Source organism: Streptomyces sp. NPDC059499 (genome assembly GCF_042749285.1).
Lineage (GTDB): Bacteria > Actinomycetota > Actinomycetes > Streptomycetales > Streptomycetaceae > Streptomyces.
On the sequence record NZ_JBHYTT010000025.1, the window covers coordinates 29,622 to 49,505 of the forward strand.

General features: G+C 70.7%; 7 protein-coding genes. 1 reads left to right on the top strand and 6 read right to left on the bottom strand.

Annotated features, from left to right (window positions below):
• From ACFW9O_RS34965 to ACFW9O_RS34980, 4 genes are all read right to left on the bottom strand, one after another.
• The coding region (locus tag ACFW9O_RS34965; protein ID WP_384615040.1) for a M35 family metallo-endopeptidase at positions 1-1,281 on the bottom strand (1,281 nt) is incomplete at its 3' end.
• Positions 1,282-1,778: 497 nt separating this feature from the next.
• Entirely contained in the window at positions 1,779-2,723 is a 945-nt protein-coding gene (locus ACFW9O_RS34970; protein WP_384615042.1) for an RNA-guided endonuclease InsQ/TnpB family protein, read from the bottom strand.
• A 189-nt stretch (positions 2,724-2,912) separates the two neighbouring features.
• Positions 2,913-3,752 (bottom strand): BTAD domain-containing putative transcriptional regulator, encoded by an 840-nt coding sequence (locus ACFW9O_RS34975; RefSeq protein ID WP_384615043.1) that lies wholly within the window; start codon positions 3,750-3,752, stop codon positions 2,913-2,915.
• A gap of 87 nt (positions 3,753-3,839) precedes the next feature.
• Entirely contained in the window at positions 3,840-4,022 is a 183-nt protein-coding gene (locus ACFW9O_RS34980) for a hypothetical protein (protein ID WP_384615045.1), read from the bottom strand.
• 693 nt (positions 4,023-4,715) lie between these two features.
• Between ACFW9O_RS34980 and ACFW9O_RS34985 the strand changes: the two genes are divergently transcribed.
• Entirely contained in the window at positions 4,716-7,859 is a 3,144-nt protein-coding gene (locus ACFW9O_RS34985) for a BTAD domain-containing putative transcriptional regulator (protein WP_384615047.1), read from the top strand.
• Here the strand turns inward: ACFW9O_RS34985 and ACFW9O_RS34990 are convergent.
• Entirely contained in the window at positions 7,818-8,150 is a 333-nt protein-coding gene (locus ACFW9O_RS34990; RefSeq protein WP_351166372.1) for a hydroxyisourate hydrolase, read from the bottom strand. The two genes, ACFW9O_RS34985 and ACFW9O_RS34990, sit on opposite strands and share 42 nt — an antisense overlap.
• 441 nt (positions 8,151-8,591) lie before the next feature.
• Positions 8,592-19,847, bottom strand: a complete 11,256-nt coding sequence (locus ACFW9O_RS34995) for an amino acid adenylation domain-containing protein (RefSeq protein ID WP_384615050.1) — start codon at positions 19,845-19,847, stop codon at positions 8,592-8,594.
• Between the last annotated feature and the right edge of the window lie 37 nt (positions 19,848-19,884).

Sequence of the window (19,884 nt, forward strand, 5' to 3'; positions counted from 1 at the left end):
CTCGTACCGGACGTACTGGGATCCGCGGAAGAAGTACGCGTTGCCGTCCGGCCACACCACACCTGCATCGACACGGTCCTCGAAGAGGCCGGGCCAGTGAGGGGCAATTGGCTGAGGGTAATCGTCGTCGGCCTTGTCGGACGCGACGTCATACCGGTAGTACTTTCCGGCGACAAACATGTACGCCTTGCCGTCCCCCCACAGGACGGGTGCGGTGATTACTCGCTCGGCGAGGGTTTCCGTGAAGTACTCGTGGTTGTCGGCGTTGCGTACCGCGTTCGACGGTTCCGCGGATGCAAGATTGCGCGCCCCCAACTGCCCATATGCCAGGTCATCGGTGCTGGAGACGGCGTGGCTGAGCTCGTGCACCACCACGCCCAGCTTCGAGTCCAGGCCTGTGGTCTCGGCGCCCCAGAAATTGGAGCAGAGCCAGATCTTCCTGGTGTTCTTGTAGGTGTAGGCGTACCAGCCGCTCTGGCATCCTTCGCCGGTGAGGTCGTAGGTGACCTGCTGGCCGGCAACCACACCCGTGATGTCCGCGAAGTGCTGACGAACAGTCGCGTAGCGTCCGGCATCGTGGGCGCCGAAATACTCGGTGGAGAGGTCGTTCTTGGGCCCACGTGTCCACGTCAGCTGCTGCATCGCGCTCTGCGCGAATGCACCAGCATTCTCGTGCGCCGTGTACACCTTCTGCTGTTCCTCCGCAGTTCCTCCCACCAGCACGGGAACGAGAGGAGCCAATTTCGCTGAGATCACACCCGGGGTCGGCGGCTGTGATCCTCCGAGCTCGCGGCGTACCTTCTCCGCGACCGTCTGGCGTGGCTCGCCGTCCTCGGCCACCTCAAATGTCACGTCAACCGGGTCGACTGCAAAGCCCCGGTGTTCCTGGACTCCACGAGCAGCGGGTGTATCGGGATCCTGTGCAAGGGCGTCCAGGATGCGCGTACTGAGCGTGACCTTATAGGTGCCCGGCCGGTAGATCGCATATGCCGAAGACAGATCGTCAGTCACGATCACACTCTGTCCGGCTCGGATCAGTTGGTACGAAGACGCCTCGGGATCACCGCGCTTGACGAACCGGCCGTCGTACGGCACAACGGTGCTTGCGTAGCGAACCTGGAAATACTCGAATACCTCCTCACTCTCCATCGGCGTATTCCATACCAGCAACCGGACATCCTGGTCACTGACATTGGTGATCTCAAATGTGATCAGAATCGGCTCACCCAACCGATAGCGCGGCTTTTCAGTTCGCAGGGAGACGCGGAAGTTTTCCTTCACGGGATGTCCTCCTTTGACTTGTTCACACGGAAACTGATCTGCCCTCGGTCGGAGCACCTCCTGGGCCAAGGGCATGACGTGGCATAGCGGCCTTTCGGACCGGCGCTCAGCAGAGCAGTTTCCCTGTCGGCCGGAACACCTACAGGGTTGATAATCCGCTGGCCTTGTCCCGGTGACGTCCCCCGGAACATCCCTGGCGCGTCACGCAAACGTTGAGGGCTTGTTCAACGATCAATCCTGGCGACCACGCCCTGTCACAGTGGGATGCAGGCAAAGAGCTTCCGCGAGAGAGGCGCACACGGGCCCGCACAAGGGGCGGTTCCTCCGTGGCTTCTGGCCCACGGCAGAGTTCGCATGCTGGTCGGAACCGCTCACGCTCAGCTCCGTACACGAAGTTGCTCGCTGCAGAATACGGTTCCCCCAAGGCGCGGATCAGGGTCATTCCGTCGTCCATGAGCACCATGTCGGAGCCCGACGTTTGACTTCCGCTCCCCGGGCTAGAGCCCGGGGATTCCTGCCACGGTCGGCTGACCGTCTCGGTGGGTTCCTGCTTCACTGCGCTGGGCCGGTACGAGTACCGGTCTTACCTGCGCTCCACAGGCTGACACCGCCAGTCCGGCGGCCTTGGCGACGTTGACCGCCGCGTTGATGTCCCGGTCCAGGACGGCCCCGCAAGCCCCGCACGTCCACACTCGGACGTGGAGAGGCTTGGGGCCGTCCTTGACACCACACTGTGAGCAGACCTGGGAGGTCGGCTCAAACCGTCCGATGCGGTGAAAGCCGCGGCCGACCTTCGCGGTACGAGCGAGCCCCTTCACCGCCAGGTCCTCAAGGGCAATCGCTTGGTTGTCGCGAATGATCCGAGTGGAGAGCTGGTGGTGGAACTCGCGCCGCGCGTCGGCCACCCGTGCGTGAGCGCGGGCGGCCTTCAGCCGGGCTTTTCCTCGGTTGTTGCTTCCCTTGGCCTTGCAGGACAGGCGACGCTGTTCCCGCTTGAGCTTCTTCTCTGCCCGGCGCAGAAACCGAGGGCTGTCGATCTTCGTGCCGTCGGAGAGGACCGCGAAGTGCGACAGGCCCAGGTCGATGCCGACGACCGATTCGCTGTCGGGCAGTGTCCCGGGTTCGGTCTCGACGACGAAGGACGCGAAGTACCGGCAGGCGGCGTCCTTGACCACGGTCACCGAGGACGGGGCCGAGGGCAGGGCGCGGGACCACTTGACCCGCACATCACCGATCTTCGGCAACGACAGGTCCCCGCCGGTCGTGATCTTCCACCGGGCGTTCGCGGTGAACCTGACGGCCTGCCGGTTGTCCTTGCGGGATTTGAACCGGGGCGCTCCCCTGCGCGGGCGCCTGCCCTTGAGGCCGTCGAAGAAGTTCCGGTACGCGGTGTCCAGGTCCCGCAGGGACTGCTGGACGCATGCGGTGGGTGCTGTCCCCATTTCCGGCCGGGCCGGGCCAAGGAGCGGTCCCGTGTCTGCCGGGCGCCGAACTCCATCCATTTGCAACCGAGTTCGCTCCCCCTTTTCGCAGCGGTATCGGGTGGCTGTCGGGTGGCTGTGCGGTCGAGGTCGCACCTGGGTCCGGGCACAGGGGTGCCGTGGGGCGTGCGTGGTCTGCTGGTCGGGTGGTCAGCCGGTCCGGGTCAGGCCCCGGTCGGCGGTCATCCCGTTGAGTCCGGTACCGCCTGTGGCGGTGAGGGGGCCGGAGAGGAGGATGGAGCGCTGCACCTTGACGAGGGCGGCGGACGGTTCCAGGCCGAGGTCGCGGATCAGTGTGGTCCGTAGCCGCTGGTAGGCGTTGAGGGCCTCGCCGCGGCGGCCGGAGCGGTGCAGGGCCAGCATGAACTGTCCGCACAGGCTCTCGTGGGTGGGGTACCGGCTGACGAGTACGGTCAGTTCGGCGAGCAGTTCACGGTGGCGGCCGAGCCGGAGGGCGGCGTCGATGCGCTGGTCCAGTGCGCACAGCCGGCTCTCCTCCAGCCTTTTGACCTGGGGTTCCAGATGGAGGCCGGTCTGGACGTCGGCCAGGGGCTGCCCGGTCCACAGGGAGAGTGCCTCGCTCAGGCGTTTGGCGGCCTGCGGGTAGTCCTCGGCGTCCATGGCCCGGTATCCGATGCCTGCGAGCCGTTCGAACTCGCGGACGTCGCTGTGCCCTTCGCCGGTCCTGAGGAGGTAGCCGCCGGGCACGGTCATCAGTACGTCCTTGGCGGAGCGCGGCACCGCGGTGCCGGACTGGCGCAGTGCTGTGCCGATCAGTTCACGCAGTTGCAGGATGTAGGTCTGCAGTGTGGGGCGTGCGCTGCGTGGGGGTTCGGTGCCCCAGAGTTCTTCGATCACTGTGGTGACCGGGACGACCTGGTTGGCGTTGAGGGCGAGCAGGGCGAGTACCTGCCGCGGCTTGGGAGCGGTGGGCGTGACCGAGACGCCCTGTTCCCGCACCGTCAGTGCACCGAGTACATCGATGTCCACGCTGTTTCCCATCCTCTGTGGAGCGCTTGTCCAGGACATGGCCAAGGCGGCGCGTACCGGTGGCTCTGCGGCACCGGTACGGGCCGCTCATCCCCACGGGTTGTGCGGGTCGGGCTCGTCGGTGGGAGGCTGCACGTCGTCCGTTTCCCTGGTGGCCGTCAGCGGCTGGTCCGCCTGGACGGCGGCCGTCGCCATCTGTGGGGCCACGCTCGTGATGGCGGCTGCGAGAAGAATTGCGTGTGCTGCGCGAATCGACCAGTTCCTGCTCATGTGTATTGTCTCCCACTTCCGGAGTTTCCGGCCTGTCGGCGGCTGCTTGAGGATGGCTATAGCTTGGCAAGCCGTGACATCGGGTCGCGATCGATGAACTGGCGGAAACAATAGGGAGACAATAGAGGTGGCGGCGGGCCGTGCTGGTGGGCGTGCAGGAACTCTCTGGATGCCTCGGCGAACTGGTGTACCTGCAGGTCGGGATCGGCCCTGGGGGCGGACCGGCCGGGCGGAGCGTTTTTCGTCGCGCCGCGGGGAGTTCGAGGGGGGATGGCCGTGCCGGGCCGGCAGTTGCCGGAATTCGCCGGGCCGGCCGGCTTCTCGGGGCCGGCCTCCTTGCGGAGCCGTACCTCTCCCGTTGCCGGAAGGGAAGGAGGAAGCGGCCGAGGAGGACCTCATCGGTGGGCTCGACGGTTTGAGGGTCCGTCAAACCGGTGGGGGAAATCGGCATGTTGACAGGTGTCCGCGGATCTGGTGCGGCAGGGCCGCACCGAGGCCGGGTCGGTCCGGCGGCGGGGCATGTCACGTAACGCGGTCCTGGTCGGCATGGAGGGAGAGTTTCGTGCCGTCGGAGAGCACTGTAAATAGCGCCTGGGACCGAGCCTCATGGAATCGTTGACTCGCTCACCGGCTGATCTTTAGAGTTCTGCGAGTGACACACGTTCCTTGGGGGGAAACCACGTGGAGCAGACCGTGTCCGGGGACGATAGTGAGATCTGCCGATCCGCAGTCGAGTTCGGCATCCTCGGTCCCCTTCGGGCGAACGTCGGCTGTACGCCGTTGAAACTCGGCGGTGCGCGCCAGCGGATCGTGCTCGCCACCCTTCTGCTCCACGCCGGCCAGGTGGTGAGCTCCGACCGGCTCATCCGTGCCGTGTACGGGCACACTCCGCCGGCGACGGCACGCGCTCAGCTCCAGATCAGCGTCTCGGGGCTGCGGCGCCTGTTCGGGGTTCACGGCGTCGAGGACGTCATCAGCACGCACCCTCACGGCTATCTGGTCCGTGCGGACGAGGAGAGTCTCGATGCCTTACGTTTCGACTCGCTCGTGGCAAGGGCGCGCAAGCTGCATGACGGGGGGCGGCAGGAGGAGGCGGCGGCCACCTACCGTGAGGCGCTCGGGCTGTGGCGCGGCTCCCCTCTGGAGGGCTTATCCGGCGAGGTCGTCGAGTCCGGTGCCGGCCGGCTCACCGAGCAGCGCATCACTGCCACGGAGGAGCACATCCGGCTCGGGCTCGCGCTGGGCCGGCACAGCGTGCTCGTGGGTGAACTCTTGGATCTCATCGCGGAGTTCCCGCTCCGTGAGCGGCTGCGCGGCCAGCTCATGCTGGCCCTGTACCGCTCCGGGCGCCAGGCGGAGGCGCTCAACGTCTACCGTGAGACCCGCAAGCTCATGCTCGACGAACTGGGTGTGGAACCCGATGTCCGGTTGAGGCAGCTCGAGCATTCCATGCTGGTCACGGACCCTCGGCTGGATCTCCCGGAGAGCCGCGCGGCGGTTCCTGCGTACGGCGGTGCGCCGGCCGGTCCCGGTGTGCCGGAGATGCTGCCCGCCGCCGTCGCCGACTTCACGGGGCGTGAGGGGCTGGTCGCCGATGTCCGCAAGCTGCTGGTGTCGCACCACGGCAGGTCTGCGTTGGCGGTGCCCGTTGTCACGTTCGTGGGGAAGCCGGGGGTCGGCAAGACCGCCACGGCGATACACATGGGCCACGAGGTCGCCGCGGACTTTCCCGACGGCCGGCTCTTCGCGGAACTGCACGGCGGGGTCTCCGCACCGGTGTCGCCCGCGCAGGCCCTCGAACGTTTCCTGCGCGCCCTGGGCGTCAAGGGCACGGCGATTCCCGAGGACGTGGAGGAGCGGGCCGAGATGTACCGGGCGCTCCTGGCGCAGCGGCGGGTGCTGATCATTCTCGACAACGTCGCGGAGGAGAGCCAGATCAGACTGCTTCTGCCGGGCAGGCCGACCTCCGCCGTCATCATCACCAGCCGGCGCCACATCGGCAGTCTCGCCGGTGCGGTTCGGGTGGACATCACCACGTTCTCGCCGGAGGAGTCCGCCGATCTCCTGGGCCGTATGGCGGGGGCGCAGCGCGCCGCGGACGAGCGGGAGGCCACGAAGGCTCTGGCCGCGTTGTGCGGGCACCTGCCGCTGGCGTTGCGCATTGCCGGGGCCCGCCTCGCTGCCCGGCCGCACTGGGAGATCGCCGAGCTGGTGGAGCGTCTTGAGGACGAGACGCGCAGGCTGGACGAGCTGAAGTACGCCGATGTCGGTATCAGGGCGGGGCTTTCCCTCACGTACGACAGTCTGGGCGAGGGCACCCGCTGTCTGTTCCGGCGTCTGGCCATCCTGGAGGAGGGGCCGTTCTCCCTCTGGGCGGCGATGGCGCTCCTGGACCTTCCCGAGATGACGGTGCGCGATCTGATCCACGAGCTCACCGACGCGCAGTTGCTCGACATCGTCGGTGTGGCGAGCGGACGTCACCGGCAGTACCGGCTGCACAGTCTCATCCGGCTCTTCGCCCGGGAGCGGCTGGTGGCCGAGGAGAGCACGGAGGCCCGTGAGGCGGCTGTCCGCCGGGTGCTGGGGTGTTTCCTCTTCCTGTTGACGAACGCGCGGGACCGTGAGTACGGCCAGGACGTCCTGATCAGGAGTCCTGACGTCTCTCTGTACACGTTGCCGGGCACCTTGGTGGAGCGGATCCTGGCCGAGCCCCTGCAGTGGTTCTCCAGGGAGCGTTCCTCGTTGCTGGCCTGTGTCCGGCGGGCGGCCATGATGGGGCTGACCGAGCATTGCTGGGGGCTCGCGGTGACTGCGGTGACGTTCATGGAGACTCAGGTGTGCCTCGACGACTGGCGTGACACGCACGAGGTGGCGCTCGCCGCGAGCCGGAGGGCGGGTGACCGGGTGGGTGAGGCGGCGACGCTCCACTCGCTCGGTTCGCTCGCCGTGACGAAGCAGGACTTCGCCTCGGCGGAGGCCCATTTCCTGCGGTCTGCCACTATTTTCGGGGAGATCGGCGACGAGCTCGGTCGCGCTCTGGCCACCCGTGGACTGGGGTACCTGGCCCGGATCCACGGCCGGCACGACGAGGCCACCGCCCATTACGAGGCGGCGCTGAAGGTGTTCAGGGAGGGCGAGGGGCTGGTCGCGGTGGCTTATGTTCTGCACAACCTCGCGCAGTTACGGCTGGACAGCGGTGACGACGCCGCGGCGGGGCCGCTGCTGAGTGAGGCGCTGCGACTGAGCCGGGAGGGCAACGGCCGTCGTGTCGAGGCGCAGGTGCTGCACCGGTTGGGGCAGACGCATCTGGATCGCGGTGACTGCGGGGCCGCTCTGCACGCGTTCGAGCAGGTGCTGGACATCGTCCTGCTCATCGGCGACCACACCGGTGAGGCGTACGCGTTGCACGGCATCGGCTCCGCCCTGCTGATGCAGGGGGAGACGAAGGGGGCCGCCACGGCCCTGCACCGCGCGCTGGCGCGCGCGGAGGCGAACGGCGAGCGGCTGATCACGGGTCGTACCCTGGTGACCCTCGGGGAGCTGGCGCTCGCCACCGAGGACGCCCGGGAGGCGGTCGTGCACCTGCGCCGTGCGCTGCCTCTGTTCCGGTTGATGGGTGCTCCCGCGGAGGAGGCCGAGGCGCTGATCGTCCTGCACGCCGCCCTGCGGGCCGGCGGAGACGTTGAGGCTGCCGAGCAGTCCCTGGCCCAGGCGCGGGAACTCGTGTCCGCGATGCCGCCGCAGTCCGCCGGGCCCATCCTTGTCCGTCTCGAAGCGGTGACGGGGCCCCGCGGTCTAGGTGAAGGCCACGAAGTAGTGGTGGAGGGAGAAGTTTAGGCTCACCCGGCACTGGGCCTGCTCGCCGGAGATCCGGAACGTGGTGACGACCTCCGGACAGGTGGGGGTCAGGCCGAGTCCGGAGAAGTACCGGTCGACGTCGAACACGATCTGATAGAGGCCTTGGCTTTCGCCGGGGCTGTCCCAGTCGTCGATCCGGCCGCGCTCGTCCGTCTTGCGCTCGGCGAGCAGGACCCATTCCTTGTCGACGAGTGCCTCCAGTCTCACGCGCAGGCCGGCGGCACTGCGTCCGTGGACGCTCTCGAGCGCTTCTACGGTCAAGTTCACCATGATCAATCAACCCTCTGTTCGCACACTGGCGGGGCCGCGATCCGCCGTGACCTGGGTCAGAGGATCAGCACCTTCAAATTACTTGCCTTTAAAAACTTACGTTGCGTTCAATCATCCGACAACCACTTTCTTAGCTCAACTGCCGTCATCGGCAAGGGAATCCGGGCGCCCGTCGCGGGTGTCTCGAATTTGGTGCAACAGGCTTTCTCCGGGCCGTTGCAACAAATGGGGGTGAAGGTGATAAACCCGTGGGCGGTGATTCGGCCGAGTTCCGGTGCCGCCGCGGGCGGTGCCGGAATTCGGCCGGGACCGGAATTCTGATCGAATGTCCGGACGGTTGTTCCGCAATCCGCCGGCCGGAAAGCCTCAACGGTTCGAGGTGTCGGGGACGAATGCCTGCGCAGGCGTTTCTCCTCGGCTCCGTGCCGGGGGCCCTCCCCCTCATCCGGTGACCTGCCCGGCCCGGGCCGGGCCGGCCGGCGATGCGATGAGGGCCGACGGGTCGGCCGTCGCCCGCGCCAGGCTCCCGGCGAGGTCGGACGCCCAGCTCTCGATCGTGGCCGGCTCGAAGAGGTCGGTCGAGTACTCGAACGTGAGGGTCGTCCGCTCCGGGCCGGGGTGCACGACGACGTAGAGCTCGTTGCGGGCGGACGCGTGGACGGAGACACCGCTGATCGTCGCCGTCAGGCGGTGCAGGTCCAGGGCGGGCGGCGGGGCGGTGACCACCGTGAACAGCACGGTGGGGAAGAGTTCGCCGGCCAGGCGGTCATCCAGCAGCCCCGCCACCTCGCTCAGCGGCAGGTCCTGGTGGTCGAGCGCCGCGAACAGCGTGGCACCCACCTGGTCCACCAGGTCCGCGAACGTGACGGCGTCGCCGACCCGGGCGCGCAGCAGGACGGCGTCGCCGATGAAGCCGACGGCGCCCTCGCACCCCGCCCGGGCGCGGTTGGCGCTGGATGCCGCGAGGACCACGTCGTGGGGGCAGCCGCTGCGGCGCGCGGCCCAGGCGGCGAAGGCGGCTGCCCAGACGGCGTACGGGGTGGTGCCCAGGCCGGCCGCCGTCTCGGCGACCTGCCGGGCCGTGCGGCCGTCGAGTGTGCGGGTGTGCAGGGCGCCGCGCCCGGACAGGGTGGGCGGGCGGGGGTGGTCGTAGGGCAGGTTCAGCTTCAGCGGGGCGCCGTCGAGTTCACGGCGCCAGTACTCCTCCAGGTCGCGGCGCCGCTGCGCGGGGAGCTCGTGTTCGGCGCGCGCCAGGTCCGTGAACTGTGCGGAGGGCGGACGCAGTTGAGGACGGGTGCCCCGGCAGGCGGCGTTGTACAGCTCCTGCAGTTCCTGCCACAGCACGTTCATCGACCAGCCGTCGCATATTGCGTGGTGCAGCACGGCCAGCAGGATCCAGCGGCCGGCGGCGACCCGGGCGATGCGGAAACGGAACAGCGGGGCGTGGTCCATGGCGAAGGGCGCGGACGCCTCGTCGCGGCACCAGCGTGCGAGGCCGTCCTCGTCGGTGGCGTACGCGCTCAGATCGGCGACCGGGACCTCCACGGGCACCTCGGCCAGCACCTCGAGGAGGTGGTTGCCGTCCCGTTGGACGCACCGGCTGCGCAGCGCGTCGTGCCGGGCGACCAGGGCGGCCAGTGCCCGCTTCAGGTGGTCGGGGTCCAACTCCCCCTGCAGGTCGACGCGGTGCGTCACGTTGTAGACGCAGGGGTCGCTGCGTTCGTGGTGGCGCCGCCACAGCCGGCGCAGGCTCGAGGTCATCGGGGTGACGGCGAGGACCGCGGCCGGGGCCGTGCCGTTGCCCGCCGTGACGCTGCTGTCCGCCGTGTCGGCGTTGCCCGCCGTGTCGGCGTTCTCGGCCCGCGCCGCCAGTGCCCTGATCGTCGGGTTGCGGAAGAAGTCCGCCATCGAGAGCCGTACGTCCAGTTCGTCGGCCATGCGGTGCAGCAGGCGGATCGCGCTGAGTGAGTGGCCGCCCAGCTGGAAGAAGGACCGGTCCACGGGCAGCGACCGGGTGCCCAGTTCCGTGCACCACAGTTCGTGCAGGGACTTCTCCAGAACGGTGGTGGGCTCGGCGCCCGCGGTGTGCGGGGTGTCGGCCGCGCGGGGCTCGGGCAGGCGGCTCCGGTCGAGTTTTCCGGATGTGTTGACCGGGAGCCGCTCCAGGGCGACCCAGCGGCCGGGGACGAGGTGGTCGGGCAGTTCGCGGGCGAGTGCGTCCCTCAGCTGTGCCAGGGGGGTGCTGTCGGTGTTCTCGGCGGTCCCGGCGTTCTCGGCGTTCTGCGGGACGACGTAGGCGACGAGTTCCATGTCGCCGTGCGCGTCACGGCGCGGCACCACGGCCGCGTCGCGCACCCCGGGCAGTGCGCTCAGCGCCCCCTGTACCTCGGAGGGTTCGGCCCGGTGTCCGCGGATCTTGACCTGGTCGTCGAGGCGGCCCCGGTACTCCAGCGTGCCGTCCGGGCGCCAGCGGGCCAGGTCACCCGTGCGGTAGCGGACCGCTCCGGCGCCGTCGTCGACGAAGCGGGACGCCGTCTCCTGCGGGAGGCCGTGGTAGCCGTGCGCGACCGGTGTGCCGCCCACGTGGATCTCGCCGATCGCACCCACCGGCACCTCGCGCCCGTCCGGGGCGAGGAGCTGGATACGCGCCCCGGGCACGGGCGTCCCGATCGGCGGCCACTGCTCCTGGCCGGGCACGACCAGGTGCGAGGTGACGATGATCGACGTCTCGGTGGGGCCGTACTGGTTGTACAGGGAGCACTGCGGGTGGCCGGCCAGGAAGCGGCGCAGCGCCGGAGTGAGCTGCAGCGCCTCCCCGCAGTGCAACACCTCGCGCAGGGCGGGCAGTTCGGGCCCGGTCTCCATCAGGTAGCGCAGCGGGGTGCACGGCATGAAGAGCCGCTGCACCGCGTGGCGGCGGGCCGTGCGGGTGAGCGCCTGCGGGTCGTGGCGCACCTCGTCGTCGATGAGGACGAGGGCGGCCCCGCAGGCGAGGGTCGTGAAGATCTCCTGGACGCTGATGTCGAAGGCGGGTGAGGTCCACTGCAGGGTGCGCAGCGGGCGGTGCCGGGTCAGCTGGCTGCGTATGAGGGCGGCCGGGCCGCGATGGGGGACGACGACGCCCTTGGGCCGGCCGGTGGAGCCCGAGGTGTAGATGCAGTAGGCGGGGTCCTCGGCCCGTACCTCGGGGTCCGGCGGCAGGTCCGCGAGGGGTTCGGATGTGTCGGTGTCCTCGGTGAGCAGGGTGGTCCCGGTGGTCAGCGTCGGGTGCCGTTGGAGGGTGGCCGCGCTGGTGAGCAGGAGGACGGGGAGGCTGTCGTCGAGGAGTCCGTTGAGCCGGGGTGTCGGCGCGGACGGGTCCAGCGGAACGTAGGCGGCCCCGCTCTTGAGGACGGCGAGCAGTGCGGTGATCAGTTCGGGGCCGCGCGGCAGGAGGATCGCCACGCGCTCGCCGCGGCCCGCGCCCTGCCGGCGCAGGTGGTGGGCGAGGCGTCGGGCGTGGGCGTCCAGTTCCGCGTACGGGAGGGTCAGTTCGTCGTGGATGAGCGCGGGGGCCTGGGGTGTGCGCCGGGCCTGCTCCTCGAAGAGGCCGTGCAGGGTGTCCGGGCCGGTGGGGGCCTCTTCGTCGAATCCGCCCCACCGGGCGAGCACGGTGCGGTCGGCGGCTGTGGGGGCGGCCAGTTCGGCGAGGGGGAGGCCGGGGGCGTCCAGGGCCCGGCGCAGCAGCTGTTCCACGTACTGCACGAACTGGTGCACGGTGGCCCGGTCGAAGAGCGCCGTGTCGTACTCGACCATGAACCGCAGGCCTTCGCGGTGGTGCGTCAGGTAGATGCTGAGGTCGAAGGGGGCTCGTTCGCTCGGGGCGTCCAGGAGCGTGGCGGTCAGCGTGGGCGGGTCGAAGTCGACCTCGCCCTCGCGTTCGTACTCGACCATGACCTGGAAGAGCGGGTTGGAGCCGGGGTCGCGGTGCGGGGCCAGTTCCTGGACCAGGTGGTCGAAGGGGACGTCGCGGTGTTCGTACGCCGCTGTGCTGGTGTCGCGGACGCGGCGCAGCACGGCGGCGAAGTCCGGGTCGCCGCTCAGGTCCAGGCGGAGCGGAACCGTGTCGAGGAAGAGCCCGATGGTGTGCTCGGCGCCCTCGGGCCGGGCGGCGACGGCGGTGCCGAGCGCGAAGTGGGACCGGCCGGCGAAGCGGCCCAGTACGGCGCCGATCGCACCGGTCAGCGCCATGAACACGGTGGCCCGCTGGGTGGCGGCCAACTGGCGTACGCGTTCCATGAGTTCGGCGTCCAGCGTGTGGGACAGGCTCGCTCCCCCGCCGGTGCGCACCGGTGGGCGCGGCCGGTCGGTGGGCAGTTCCAGATCCGGTACGCCGGTGAGTTCGCGCCGCCAGAAGTCGAGGCTCGCTGCGGTCGCCGCCGGGTCGGTGGCGGGCTCGGCGAGGGCGTCGCGCAGGGTGGGGAGCTGGGGTCGGCCGTCGGGCCGGGCGCGGTAGTAGGCGGCCAGGTCGCGGGCCAGTACCTGGGTGGAGGACGAGTCGAAGGCGATGTGGTGGGCGAGCAGGAACAGCAGGTGCCGCTCGGGGGCGAGGCGCAGCAGCCGGGCGGACAGCAGGGGGCCCCGGCTCAGGTCGAGGACGCGTCGGCCTTCGGTGGCCAGCACCGCCCGCAGTGCCTCCTCCTCGCCCGTCCCGCTGTGGTCCTCGACGGGGCAGTCGAGCGTCATGCGGGGCAGGACCTGCCGGTAGGGGACGCCGTCCGCCTCGCGGAAGACGGTCCGCAGCGCGGGATGGCGGTCGGCGACCTGCTGCAGGGCCCGGCCCAGCGCCTCGGTGTTCAGCGGCCCGTCCAGGCGGATCGCCTTGGGTTCGTGGTACATGCGGGTGCCGGGGTGCAGCTGCTCCAGGAACCAGATGCGGCGCTGGGCCGGGGTGAGCGGCCCGCGCTCACCGGAGTCGTCCTGCGCCCGGTGCTCGGGGGGCGTGTGCTGTCGCCGGCGCAGGCGGTCGATCAGTGGCAGGGCGGCCAGGACCTGCTGCGCGGGCACGCCGAAGTCGACGAAGCAGGCGATCTCGTCCGCACCCGCCGCCACCAGTCGGGCCACCGTCTCGGCGGCCGTCGACTCGTCGCCGATCAGGGCACGCGAGGCGCAGTAGCGCTCGTAGGCACGGCCCAGCAGGTACTCCACGTCCTGTTCGGGGGTGTTCGCGAGGTCCACGTCGAAGCCGAGGCTGTTGGTGACCTGGTTGAACAGGGACAGCGAGGAGCGCAGGTAGGACACGAAGGGCTGGTAGGCCTCGGCCCGCGCCTGGGCCGCGTCCGGGCCCAGATAGGTGTGCGCCAGTACGACGACGCGGCCCGCGGCCGGGTCGAGGCCGTGCTCGGCGCGGGTGCGGCGGTACAGGGCGATGTTCTCGGCCAGCTGCTCCACCGTCTGCGCCATCAGGTTGGTGACGATGCCCAGGTCGTGGGCGGCGGCTTGCCGGTAGCTGTCGGGGTTTGCCACCACCGCGGCGTACAGGGGCGGTTGTTCCTGGAGGGGTTTGGGGTGCAGCGTGACGTCGACGGGTTTGCCGTCCCCGCCGGTCAGGGTGAGCGGCTGGCCGGACCACAGCCGGCGCACGGTGTCCGCCTGCTCGTACATCAGCTCGCGGTGGCGCCCGAAGGCGTCCGGGGCGAGCGCGAAGTCGGTGGCGTGCCAGCCGGCGGCGAAGCACAGGCCCGCCCGGCCGCCGGAGATGTTGTCGACCACCGACCATTCCTCGGCGACCCGGACGGGGTGGTGCAGCGGCAGGACGACGGACCCGGCGTGCAGCCGGATGCGGCGGGTACGGGCGGCCAGGGCGGCGGCGAGGACGGAGGGGTTGGGGAAGAGTGCGCCGAAGGAGTTGAAGTGCCGCTCGGGGAGCCACAGGGCGTGGAATTCGTGCTGGTCGGCGAATTCGGACGCCAGCATGATCAGGTCGTATTTGTCGTGGGCGGCGTCGTCGGGGTAGTCGCCGAAGAAGTAGAGGCTGAAGTCGACGGCGGCGGTGGGTGACGCGGCGGTGGCGGGTGGTGGTGCGGTGGCGGTGGACGGGGCGGGGGCCGGGGCGGGGGCCGGCTGCGGTGCGGGGCCGCCGGGTGCCGGGGTGACCGGCGCGGTGGAGGGGGTGGTCACCGTGGTGGAAGGCGGTGCTGCCCCGGCCGGTGTGGCGGCGGGGGCGGTCGCCGGCCTGGAGGGTGCTGCCTGGGTCTTCGGCGGGGCGGCGGGCACCGTGTGCGGCGGTGGGCCGGCGGGGGGCATGGCGTCGATCTGCCGGTTGATGACGCCGGTCACCTGGTCGACCAGGTGCCGGGTGAGCTCCAGCTGCTGGGCGAACAGGTCGCGTACGGCCGGTGGCATGTCCGGTGTGGCCGGGGTTGGTTCGGGGCCGGGAGTGGTCTGCGGCTCCGGCAAAGGTGACGCTGCGAGGGAGGGCGCGCGGTGCGCTGCCGAGGCGGGGTGGGGGGTGGTCACGTCGAGGTGCGCAGGCACGTCGAGATGCGCGGGCACGTCGAGATGCGCGGGCACGTCCTGCGGTGCGGGTCCCCGCGGTGCGGGTCCCGCAGTGGCCTGCGGTGGTCCTCCGGTCACCGGTCCCGCAGTGGCCTGCGGTGGTCCTCCGGTCACCTGGGCGCCGAGCTGGACCAGGCGTTCGGCGAGCTTGCGCGGCGTGTCCGCCTCCTCGAAGAACTCCCGGACGGGCAGGCGCACGCCGTAGCGGCGTTCCAGGTCTGCGGCCGCCCCCATCAGGGCGAGTGAGTCGGCGCCCTGCTCGAGGAAGGAGCGGTCGGGGCTGATGTCCGCGAGGGCGGCGCCCAGTTTGACTGCGGTCAGTTCGCGGATCTCGGTGAGCAGTTCGGCCTCGTCCGACAGGCGGGGAGGGCCTGCAGGAGCAACGGGGTCGGCGGGGGCGGCAGGGGCCACGGGGGCGGCGGGGGTCTGGATCGCAGGCGGCTTCTGGGGGGTGTCGACCGGGCCGGTGGCGTGCCGCAGTTCTTGCGCGGGAGGTGCGGGCAGTGCGGGAGGCGCGATCGTTCGGCGTCGCAGCGGGTGTCCCGGCAGCGGAATCCGGCCTCCGCCGGGTGCGAGGACCTCCCAGTCCAGGTCTGTCCCGGCACGGTACAGCTCGCCGAGCGAGTGCAGGACGCCGCGCTGTTGCCCGGTGGTGTCGTCGCCGGTGCCTTGGGCGCTCAGCCAGCGGCTTTCGGGGATGCAGTGCCGGCCCAGGCCGCTGAGTGTGTTTCCGGCGCCGATTTCGACGAAACCGCCCGGGGCCCGGTCCGCCGCCGTGGCCACGGCCAGGTCGAAGCGGACCGGCTGCCGCGCCTGGGCGCACAGGTACTGGGCATCGACGGTCCAGCCCGCGGGGCGCGTCTCGCCGTCGAGACCGCTGACGAAGGGCACCCGCACAGGTGCGTAGGCGATCTCCTCGGCGCAGGTGCGGAAGTCGGGCAGCGCGGTGTCGAGGGCGGCTGTGTGGAAGGCCCGGTCGACCGGGAGGGCGCGGTGGCCGATGCCGTCGCGGTCGAGCAGGAGCTCGGCCTCGGCGAGGGCCTGGGGTGTTCCCGACAGGACGTGCGAGCGGGGCCCGTTGACCGCTGCCACCTCGAGGCCCGTTGCCGCGGCGACGCGTTCGGCGGTCGCCCGGTCGGTGTGGAGCGCGAGCATGGAGCCGGGCGGGCACGCGCGGTGCATCAGGTGACCGCGCCGGGCGGTGAGGCGCAGCCCGTCCTCGAGGGTGAACGCTCCGGCCGCGTACAGGGCGGCGTACTCGCCGACGCTGTGGCCGAACAGGACGGCGGGCCGCACTCCGCAAGCCTGCCAGAGGGCGAGCAGCGCCGCCTGGTGGGCGAACAGGACGGGTTGGGCCACCTGGGTGGGCCACACCCGGTCTGCGGCACCGTCCGCACCACCGGCCTCGCCGGTCTCGTCGAGCAGCATCGGCATGAGGGTGCCGCCGAACTCCTGGGCGTAGACGCGCTCGCAGCGCTCCAGCACCGAACGGGCTTCGGTGAACCCGGCGTGGATGCCGCGGGCCATGCCGGCGCGGGCGCTGCCCTGGCCGGGGAAGGCGAAGGCCAGGGGCCCGGACGGTGCGGGGGCGGGCGGCTGCTGTTCCAGGGCCCGGGCGAGTTCCGCGGCGTCGGCGGCCACCACGGCGAGGCGCGCGGTGTGGTGGGGGCGGCCGCGCCCCAGTGTGGCGGCCACGTCGGCGGCGGCTGTGTCCGGTGAGGTCCGCAGGTGGGTGCGGATGTTCCCGGTCAGCTCCCGCAGGGCTTCGGTGTCGCGCGCGGACAGGGGGACGAGCACGGGACGGCCGGGCGCGGGTGCGGGGCGGCGTGGCGGGGCTTCCTCCAGGATGATGTGGGCGTTGGTGCCGCCGACACCGAGTGCGCTGACCCCCGCCCGCCGGGGTGTCCCGGCGGGTACGGACCAGGGCTGCAGGTCGGTGCCCAGGCGCAGGGGTCCGCCGTCCAGTCGCAGTTGGGGGTTGGGTTCGTTCAGGTGCAGGGTCGGCACCAGGGTGCGGTGGCGCAGCATCAGGACCGTCTTGATCAGGCCCGCCATGCCGGCGCAGCTGTCGAGGTGTCCGACGGCGGGCTTCACCGAGCCCACCGTGCAGAACCCGGTCTGTCCGGTGTCCTGTGCGAGCGCTCGGCCCAGTGCCTCGAACTCGATGGGGTCTCCCAGTGGTGTCCCGGTGCCGTGTGCCTCCACGTAGGTGAGGGTGTCGGCGGGGACCGCGGCCCGGCGCAGTGCCTCACGGACGACGGCCACCTGTCCGGCCACGCCGGGGGCGGTGAAGCCGGCCTTCTGCGCGCCGTCGTTGTTGACCGCCGAGCCGAGGATCACGGCGTGGACGGTGTCGCCGTCGGCCAGTGCCCGGTCCAGGCGCTTGAGCAGGACGGCTGCGACCCCGTTGCCGCCGACGGTGCCGTCGGCGTCGGCGTCGAAGGCGCGGCAGCGCCCGGAGGGGGACAGGATGGAGCCGGGATGGGTGCGGTAGCCGGTCTCCTGGGGCAGGTGGACTGCGGCGGCGCCGGCGAGTGCCATGTCGGCGTCACCGCTCAGCAGTGCCTGTGCCGCCAGGTGTACGGCGACCAGTGAGGTGGAGCAGGCGGTCTGTACGCCGATGGCGGGGCCGGTGAGGCCGAGCCGGTAGGCGACGCGGGAGGCGACGAAGTCGGGCTGCTGCCCGATCGTGCGCTGCATGGCGGTGACGGGGTCGGTGCCGTCGTGCTCGTGGTTCTCGCTGTGGGTGGGGGGTGTGTCCTGCTGGTGGTCGTAGAGGTGCATGCCGGTGCCGGCGTACACGCCGATTCTGGTGTTCTGCCGGGTGCCCGTGTAGCCGCCGTCCTCCAGGGCCCGGTGGCAGCATTCCAGGAAGAGGCGGTGTGCGGGGTGTGTGAGCCGGGCCTCCTTGGGGCTGAGTGCGAAGAAGTCGGAGTCGAAGTCCAGTGCCTTGTCGAGGACTCCGGCGACCGGGACGCGGTCGGGAGCCTTTGCCTGTTCGGGGGTGAGGCCGGCTGCTGCCAGTTGGTTGTCGTCGAAGACGGTGAGGCAGTCGACGCCGTCGCGCAGGTTCTGCCAGAAGCGCTCCGGTGAGTCGGCCCCGGGAAAGCGCAGCGCCATGCCGATGACCGCGATCCGCCGGTCCGTGTTCTCGCCGTTGCTGCGGTCCGCCGGTGTCACGGGCTCCTGGGCGGTGCAGAGGTGGGTGGTGAGCGCGGCTGCCGTGGGGTGTTCGAACAGGACGGTCTGGGCTATCCCCCGGCCCAGGCGCTCTTCGAGACGCCCCCGCAGCCGCACCAGCTGCACGGAGGTCAGGCCGAGTTCGTAGAAGGGGGTGTGTGCCCCGGCGGGGTGGCCCAGGACGGTGGCCAGTTCCTCACGTACCGCATGTTTGATGTCGTCGCCCGGTGCGGCCTGGCTGCCGGGGTCGCCACGCGTCCCGGGGTCCGTGCCCGGGCGTGTTTCGAGGAACCGGTCGCGCAGTTCGCCGCGCCGTACTTTGCCGGCGGGTGTACGGGGGAACTCGTCCCGTGCGACGGGCAGTACATGTGCGGCGGTCAGGCCCAGGCGTGTGAACAGCTGCGCCTGCACCTGCCGTGCGATGCGGGCGTCGTCGTCCGTGCCGTGGCCGACGAAGAACACGGCGAGCTGCTCGGTTCCCCGCTCTGCGTCGGGTATCCCGCAGGCGGCGACCTCACCGGCGTGCACCCCGGCCACCGCCGTCGCGGCGGTCTCGACCTCGTGGGCGTACACGTTGTGCCCGTTGAGGATGATCACGTCTTTCTGCCGTCCGGTGATGACGACCTGGTCCTCGGTGAGAAACGCCAGGTCGCCGGTGTCCAGCCAGTCGTGGCCCTGCGGGTAGGCGGCGGCATCGGCGCTCGGGTTGTCGACGTACCCCGGTGTCAGGCGGGCCGGCGCGTGCACCTGGAGCCGTCCGATCCTGCCGCCGGGCTGCGGTTGCCCGTGGTTGTCGACGATGCGCAGGGTCGTCCCGTGGGCGGGTGATCCGGCGGCGACGAAGGTGACGCACTGGTCGTCCGGGGTGTCGTCGTCGGCGCTCAGCAGTTCGCCGCCGAGGGTGGACTTGACCAGGCGGTGCACGGTTCCCGGCCGGTCGAGGCGGCCGTAGGTGATCGCGGTGACGGTCTCGGCCATGCCCCAGGCGGGGACGAGGTGGTTCTCGCGGACGCCGAAGTGGCAGGTGGCGTCGAGGAAGGCGCGAAGGGCCGGCAGGACGATCTGCTCACCGCCGCACACCAGGGAGGTCAGGGCGCTCAGGTCCCATTTCCTGTCGGGTTGTCCGGCCAGGGCGTCCGTGACCATCCGGTACGCGAACGTGGGTGCCCAGCCGTGCTGGGCGCGGTGCTCGTGGAGCAGGTCGAGCCAGCGCAGCGGGTCGGTCAGCACTGTTCGGGTCGGTGCGTGCACGTTCGTGCAGCCTGTGAAGACGGGGAGGACGTGGTAGAGGAGGAATGCCCCGCTGTGGTCCACCGGCAGCCAGTTGACGAAGGTGTCGCCGGCCCGTACCGGCAGGATCCGGCGGGCGCTGGCCGCGAAGTCGGCGAGTCCGCCGTGAGTGAGCCGCGCCGCTTTGGGTGCGCCCGTGCTGCCGGAGGAGAGCATGAGCAGTGCGGTGTCCGAGGCGTGGGGGGCATGGTGCTCGTAGGTCGGCGGGTGTTGTGCCCAGTTCGCTGCGACCGCCACCGGCCCGTCCGGTTCGGTGCCCGTGAGGCCGGCCGCTCCTTGGGCGTCGGTGACGACGAGGGGGTGGTCGAGCAGTGTGCGGGTGTGCCGCAGTCGTTGCAGGGCGGCCGGGCCGGCGGTGGGCGGGTCGGAGAGGGCCACGGGCACGGCTCCGGCCAGGACACAGGCCCAGAAGGCCGGGAAGAACTCGGCCAGTGGGAGCCCGCACAGGACCACGGTGTCCCCCGGCCGCACCCCGTGCGTGTGCAGCCCGGTCACGAACCGTCGTGCCAGGTGAAGGAGTTGGGGGTAGGTGAGCGTGGCGCAGGAGTTCTGCGGCCCCACCGTGACCACTCCCGCCCCGTCCTCGGCGGCCGCGGCCGCCAGCAGGGCCTGGACCGCGTCGCGAGGGTCGTTCGCGGTGAGCTCCGGCTCAGGTCCTCGGCACAGGGCCTGCCCCCGTACGCGTGCCATGTGTGTCCCCTTCTTCAGCGGTCGGTGGTGCCTTGGA